This window comes from Trichococcus sp. K1Tr, assembly GCF_028309625.1.
GTDB lineage: Bacteria > Bacillota > Bacilli > Lactobacillales > Aerococcaceae > Trichococcus.
In genome coordinates, this window is sequence record NZ_JAQMHR010000016.1 from 1 (window position 1) to 7,105 (window position 7,105).

Below are 7,105 nucleotides of genomic sequence, written 5' to 3' on the forward strand. Positions count from 1 at the left end.
GAAGAAAAATTCCTGATGATAGGAGGGAGGGCGCGAAGTGGTAAATCAGTAGCTTTAGAATTCTGTAATTATTTGTTGTTTAATAAAAGAACGATTATTGACTACGCTGAAATTGATAAATATTTATATGATTATCTACAATCAAATAATGTTTCGCCAATATTTGTGGATGAAATACCCAAAAGTTTTTTTCAAAGCAAGTCTGAAAAAAAGGGGGAGCGCCTTTTTAAGACCTATACAAACTCCCGAAAAGGGGCACACTCAGCTTTTATAGGAACAACAAACGCTTCTGGCTATGCAGTTAATCAACAATCTAGTCGTCGAATTTATTATCTAGAGATTTCTAATCCTTTTCTAGAGGAGAAACGAGGGCAAAGTGCGGATTTATTAGATCAGGTTTATAAAATGTGCAATAACTCTCTTTTTAAACATTTTATGTACAAGTTGGAGACACAAGAAATTTCAATTGATGCAAATGATATTCTTCTTATGTCCAGGAATATCATGACTGAAATATATGATGAACTAAATATAGAAAAGCCATCGTTTTTCCCTAATGAAATGTTTGATGATTATAGAAATAAAGGGAAAACAACTTGGCGAACTTACTTCAAAAACAAAAATGAATTTTTCAGGTTGAGTCATGAGGAAAATCGAATATATGTTGATGAGGCATTATTTATGCAAAATAAGGGAAGTAGGGAGATTTCAATTGAATATCTTCCTTCGGAGGTTTTAATTGAAGAATCGACGGTTCTAATCTTAAACAAAACAAATTTTATGCTATTTATTGAAGAGGAAAACTACACTAAAGCGAAGAGGAGTGGTTTTTTCAATAAATTATTTAAAGGACAAAAAACTGCATTAAGGCGGTAGAAAAATATGGGATAAATTCGGATAATATGGGATAAATTCGGATAATATGGTTATATCACGATTTATCCCATATTATCCGAATTTATAATCTGATTAAAGCAAGTTGTAGAGGAATTATTCAGGGGTCTCGCACTTTTCTAATTAGGAAAGTGCGAGACCCCTGAATAATTCCCCCTGTCATGCCAGAAACCTGTGTACTGTTCAAAGGTACTATATTAGCTTCCAACAGCCTTCTAACACGTACTTTATCATTGGATATATAAAACTATTAAACAGCCTAAAAAACCTCTCACAATCGAATTTAACAAGCAAAATTCCTCTATATTAAGTCAAACCCAAGTTTAACTCTATAAGTGAACTTAAGTTTGACTTAGATAAACAAAAAAGCATCCTCTAAAGGCTGCTAGAATGGTAAAGCGTTATATACAGTCTGTGCCATACCAATAAGTGACTTTTCTCGTAACAGCCGCAAATTTAGTTTCAGCTTCACCTTTATTACTACTTTTCATAATCTCCATTATTTCAATCATAATACCAAAGATTTCTTCCTGTTTTCCACCGTTCTTTTGAAGTAAGAGCACCATTTCTGTAAGAATAGCAAAGTTTTTCTCAATGCCTTGTAACGACTTAACAACTGATTACCTATAAAGTTCTAGTCCCTTTTCTCCTTAGGCCCTTTCTCCACCATCCTCTCACCTATTTCGCTCAACATTGAAATCTCAATGTCATGATAGGGTTGTTCAGGTTCAAGCATAAGGGATATACGAATAGACTCCATACTTTGAACAAGTTTCTCGGCAATTTTACTAAGATCAAAGTCTGCTAAAACAAAATTCTTTGAATCCTTGTAAGAAAACTAAACTAGGTTAGTTTTCTTTTCTAGCGCACTCCACTTCGTTCCGTTTACTTCACATATTCCGGTTAGTGCATGTCTTACGCTATCGCTTCAGCCCTACCCTAATCCTCATATGTCTAACTCCCCAACCAATTAAATAAGCAGCTTCCAACTATATTAATTTTTATCTCCAAATTTTCAGTTTAAGCTGGCTATTGTTTTAAGGTTTTGATAACTTCGGTTGATTCTATGGACAACGGCTTTTGGACAGTTTTCGGCTACCTACAAACGCTTAAGAAAAAAATAAGCGTTTGTAGGTAGCCGATCTGATTATGTATTATGTACTTCGTATATCATCTTATGGTATCCGTATCCCGTATCAGCCCTATTATCGTTTCGGTTTTTCACCTCAAATGTTTCTACTGTTTCAAGTAGCCCTCACAGGTTCCGGTTTTACCCGTACTTATGAAACATCCTACGACACATATCTGCGTCCTACCCTTCCTAACGACAGCACTTAATGGTAGCTTTCACCATTCAGACACTAACGTAATAGGGAACGTTTTAAAGTGTCCTAGACTTAGTTATTGCGTCGGCTAAGTCATAACCTGTCAAGTTTAGTTTTACAACGTGTTACTAGGCCTTCCACGTTGAGGAAAAAAACAAAAAAGCATATTCTTTCAACCTGGTAAATACAAGGTTAAGAGAATATGCTTCAAAAATCGTGAAATTATGCCAAAACAAGACTATTGCATTCAAATAGAATTCACGTTAAAATGAACATATCAAATAACCTGTAGGAGAGATACAGGAGAAAGAGTCATTTCCGTTTAAGGGGTAGGATCCTTAAACATTATGGAAATGGCTTTTTCATTTGTCCGCACTATTAAGTTAGTATTTATTGTAACTCTTAAAATACGTTTATTCAATACTCGTTTGAAAATAATGATTGATCGAGACATCAAAAAAGGCGAACTAATTGAGAAAACGAAAATTTCTTGGTCCACTAATGAGAACTATTTTGTTTCTTCTGTAGGAAAGTACCTTTTTCCTTCTAACCTACTTAGAACAAAACCCCAACAATAAAATTAGTTAATTCAAAAACAAACGATAAGGGTTAGAATAAACTTTAAAGAACGGGATAAAGAACGCGTTCCACTAAGGAGGTAATATCTTGGATCATACTGAGATGGCTTATACCACAAAAGAAGTTAGTAAGACTTTAAATGTCGTAGATTCCACTATAAGAAAGTGGTGCCTTTCACTCGAAAAGAACGGGTATACCTTTACTAAAAACGAACACAATCAGCGTCTATTTCTTGAAAGAGATTTAGTAGTCTTAAGGCACTATCAAACTATGGTAAAAGAAAATAATTTCTCAATGGATAACGCTGGAATGGTAATAGCAGCAAAGTTTTCAAGGCCGTTCCCGGACGGGACGGGTGGCGTTCCTGCAATACAGAACGAAGATGAAGAACGACCTCGAGAACGTTCTGATAGCCGTTCCTCAGAGCGTTCCGACGAAAGAATTAACAAACTCATTGAATATGCTGAGAAACAAGAACAATTTAATAAAGAGTTAGTAGAACGGTTAGATGTTCAACAAAAGCATATAGAAAAGCAACAACACTACATAGAAGAACGGCTCAAAGAACGTGATGAAAAATTAATGGATTCTCTTAGAACATTTCAGGAGACCAAACAAGAAATGCTACAAATTGCTGCAGCTAAAGAAGAAAAGAAAGGTTTTTTTTCTCGCTTATTTGGAAAGTAAATTGCCTATTCATAAAGAGTAGGTTTTTTTATTTAACATAAAAAAGCTACAAGTGTTGATTTAAAATAAAGTCCGATAATTTATAAAAAAGATTGATAATTTAAAACAAAGTTTGATAAAAACGACACAATATTTTGGGATAAACCCTTGATTTATAAGGGTTTATCTACTGTTTTTGATCAAACTTTTTTATAAAATCATGTATTTTCATGAGATGAAAAAGCTTATTTTAATCAATCTTTTTTTAAAACGTATTATTAATGTAGCGATAAATCAACGATTGACGAGTATTTTTAATCAGAATTTTTTATAAAGCTACAACAAGTAGAATTCCTGGGAAACACAGCAAATAAATATTCCCACTCCAATCTCTTTTTTCTTTATCTGAAATGAGGTAACTATTGTATGAGTTTTTTATTCGCTCTACTTTAAATTTTCTCACTTGTTCTTTTTCATCGTAAATCGAGTCTGATTCCTCCATTGTTTGATAATTGTACGGAAGGAAGCGCCCCTGTTCGTCTCTTAATAGGTTGCTGGCGTTTATTTTTGTGTGTCGTTTGACTTTGGGAAGTATACTGCTGTTTTAATTGAATGTTTGTTCCTGGTACTGATTTGCTATTTGCTGGTGCTCCAAATATTTCAATAGCATCTGTAGACGTTCTATTTCGCTCAATGTCATCATAGTTACTTTCTTCTCTCTCTTTTACATTTACATCCTGCTCCAGCCATATATCGTGGTCAGAACGTCTCCATAATAGAAGAGGAGTGACGTCACTCTTTCTACTGAAAAAAAGTGTTTCAATTTATTAAGGGGGTCCTACCAACAAAAAGCGCAAAACATACGTTAAGCAAATTTCGACATAAAGAAAGCCGAATTTTCCTACGCTAAGGTATTTTCGGCTTTTATTTTTATCGAATAAGAGGGCGCAGAGAATGTAAGCTTGCTATTTTCTTCATATCAAAGGTGTATTCCCCAAGAAAATTGATATGTTCCCATCCTAATGGTGAAATATGTTTTAGTAAGTCTTCTCGAAAATTCCCTTTTTCCTTCAACAATTTTGTTGCTTCGGTAAGATATACGGTATTCCATACACTAATAGCGTTAATTATAATGTTTAAAGCACTAGCACGTTGTAGTTGATCTTGCAGCCCTCGTTCCCGTAACTCCCCTCGTTTTCCAAAGAATAAGGCTCTTGCCAAGCCATTCATAGCTTCTCCTTTATTCAATCCTCGTTGAATACGCCTACGTAGAGTTTCATTAGATATGTAATCCAAAATAAAAATAGTTTTTTCGATTCTTCCCATTTCTCGTAATGCAGCAGCTAACTTGTTTTGCCTTGCATATGATCCCAATTTCCCCATAATAAGCGAACCAGACACTTTTCCTTCTCGAATCGAATGGGCTAAACGGAGCACGTCATCAAAGTTTTCCTGAATAACCTTTGTGTTAATCCGTCCACGAAGTAATTTTTCTAGATCAGGAAAATCACTTGGCTTTTGAATGGTGTATAGTTTGGAATCAACTAAGTCACGAAGCCTTGGCGCAAAACGAAAACCTAACAAATGGCTTAATCCGAATACTGAATCGGTATAGCCAGCCGTGTCTGTGAAATGCTCTTCAATATTTAATTCCGTTTCATGATGAAGCAACCCATCGATAACATGGACAGCATCTCTTGCATTGGTATTAATGACTTTCGTATAAAACGAGGAAAATTGATCACTTGTAAACCGGTAAATAGTTGCACCCTTTCCGGTGCCGTAATGAGGATTTGCTTCAGCATGCAACGATGAAACACCAACTTGTACTCGCATTCCGTCAGATGAAGATGTAGTGCCATCTCCCCAATAAGAAGCTAGAGCAAGCTTGTGTTGAAAATTCACCAAAGTTGCCTGTGCTCGATTTATAGCATCATCATACAATCGCCATTGTGCGGCATTGGCCATCTGGTGATAAGTAACTCTAGGTGTAGCATCTGCCATTTTAGTCAATCCAATATTCGTTCCCATTGCCATAAGTGCAGCCATCAAAATGACCTTTTCTTCACCCTTTGGAGGGCGATTAGTGGAAGCATGTATTAACATTTCGTCAAAACCTGTCCAGTGCGCTACCTCCATTAAAAGATCAGTAAGCTTAATTCTTGGGAGCATATTATATAAGGATAAACTGAAGGTTCGTGCATCTTCTGGACTATCCTTTTCCAAACGATCTACTCTAAGTTTTGCTTTATCTATATTTACTCCTTCAAGATTATCAAGGTTATTTGAAACCCATATAAAGCGTTCAGCTAGGGCTTTCCTTCTTTCCTCAAGATATTCCTCTGCTGATGAATGAACTGCCAGTCTAGTTTCTTTAAGATTGGTCGTTTTCCATTCATCTTTGGGAACAAGGTACTCCTCAAAGTCTTTATGAAGCCTACTGCCGACTACAGATACGTCTCCTGAACGAATATGATTTTTTAATTCCGTAAGGGCAGCCATTTCATAATAATGTCGATTAATTGTTCCTTCCTCATAGTATACATGCTTTTGCCATCGTTTTGGGACGAAATCTAATGGAGCTCCATCTGGTACTTTTCTTTTTCCGGATTCATTCATCTCGTTTAATGTTTTTAATGCACGTAATAATGGTTCTGCTGCTTTTGTAGAACGAAATTCTAATGATTTTAAAAGAGCAGGGGTATACTTTCTCAGATAAGTAAATCGATTCTCTAGCAAATCAAGATAATCATAATCCATTGGTCGGGCTAATTTTTTCGCTTCTTCAACAGAAGTAACGATTTTATCCCAAGGCATTACCTTTTCAATGGTGCTAAATGGATCAAGTCCTTCATCTCGTGCTTGAATAAGTGCAGCCCCAATATCTGCAAAATGAACAACTTTTTCATTAACTGCTTTTCCATTTTCCTTTTGCATTTCCTCTTGTGTTTTACGACCTTTCGATTGTAAAATCATCATTTGCCGATCATGAATTTCAATTGCTTGGTCAATTAAATCCTGACTTAGAGTTACTAAGTATGCTACAAGAATGGTATATTTCTTATTTTCTTTAAATCTACGAAACGAATGGGGTTCATAACGTGCCCCAATGCGAGATAATTGTAGTAACCGATTAGGATGAACTTCATTTATGTTTAATGGAAGTTTCAACTCTCGAATATATTCTAAACGCTCTATTACTTTTAGAAAGGCATCAGGTGATGACTGACCGGGGAGTTCTCTCAACCATGCTAATGGGGTTTTCCTGCTTTCCACAAAGGGATCTATAAGTTTATCCAATTTATGTTTTTGCCACAGTGAAAGAGTGGCAGTTAAGGATTTAAAAATCTTTTCCTCTGCCCTACGACGGGTTTCCCACACAAGTTGCTCAATTGTAGTCATTCCAGGAAGAATTATTTTTCGACTCCTAAGTTCTTCTTGAACAGTTCGAAGTAGATACATAGAATTGCCATTTTGAAGAGCATGTTTCAAAAGATATTGAGCTAATTCCCGATATGTACTTACAGAAAAATTCCGGAATCCATATACCTGTCGAATTTCTTCCATATGTTCATGCTTAGTTGGTTCACGTTGGGCATATAAAGAAAAAGAATCGGGATTAGCATTTATTTGTTTTGCTA

Annotated in this window: 3 protein-coding genes; 2 read left to right on the plus strand and 1 reads right to left on the minus strand. The window is 35.6% G+C overall.

What is annotated here, in order from left to right:
* A partial coding sequence (locus tag PH235_RS14320) for a hypothetical protein (protein WP_272162938.1) occupies positions 1-876 on the plus strand: 876 nt, incomplete at its 5' end.
* Positions 877-2,885: 2,009 nt separating this feature from the next.
* Positions 2,886-3,485 carry a DUF3967 domain-containing protein gene (locus PH235_RS14325; protein ID WP_065899192.1) on the plus strand — a complete coding sequence of 200 codons (600 nt, stop codon included), beginning with the start codon at positions 2,886-2,888 and terminating at the stop codon, positions 3,483-3,485.
* A 909-nt stretch (positions 3,486-4,394) separates the two neighbouring features.
* Here the strand turns inward: PH235_RS14325 and PH235_RS14330 are convergent.
* On the minus strand, positions 4,395-7,105 hold a 2,711-nt coding region (locus PH235_RS14330; protein ID WP_272162939.1), incomplete at its 5' end, for a Tn3 family transposase.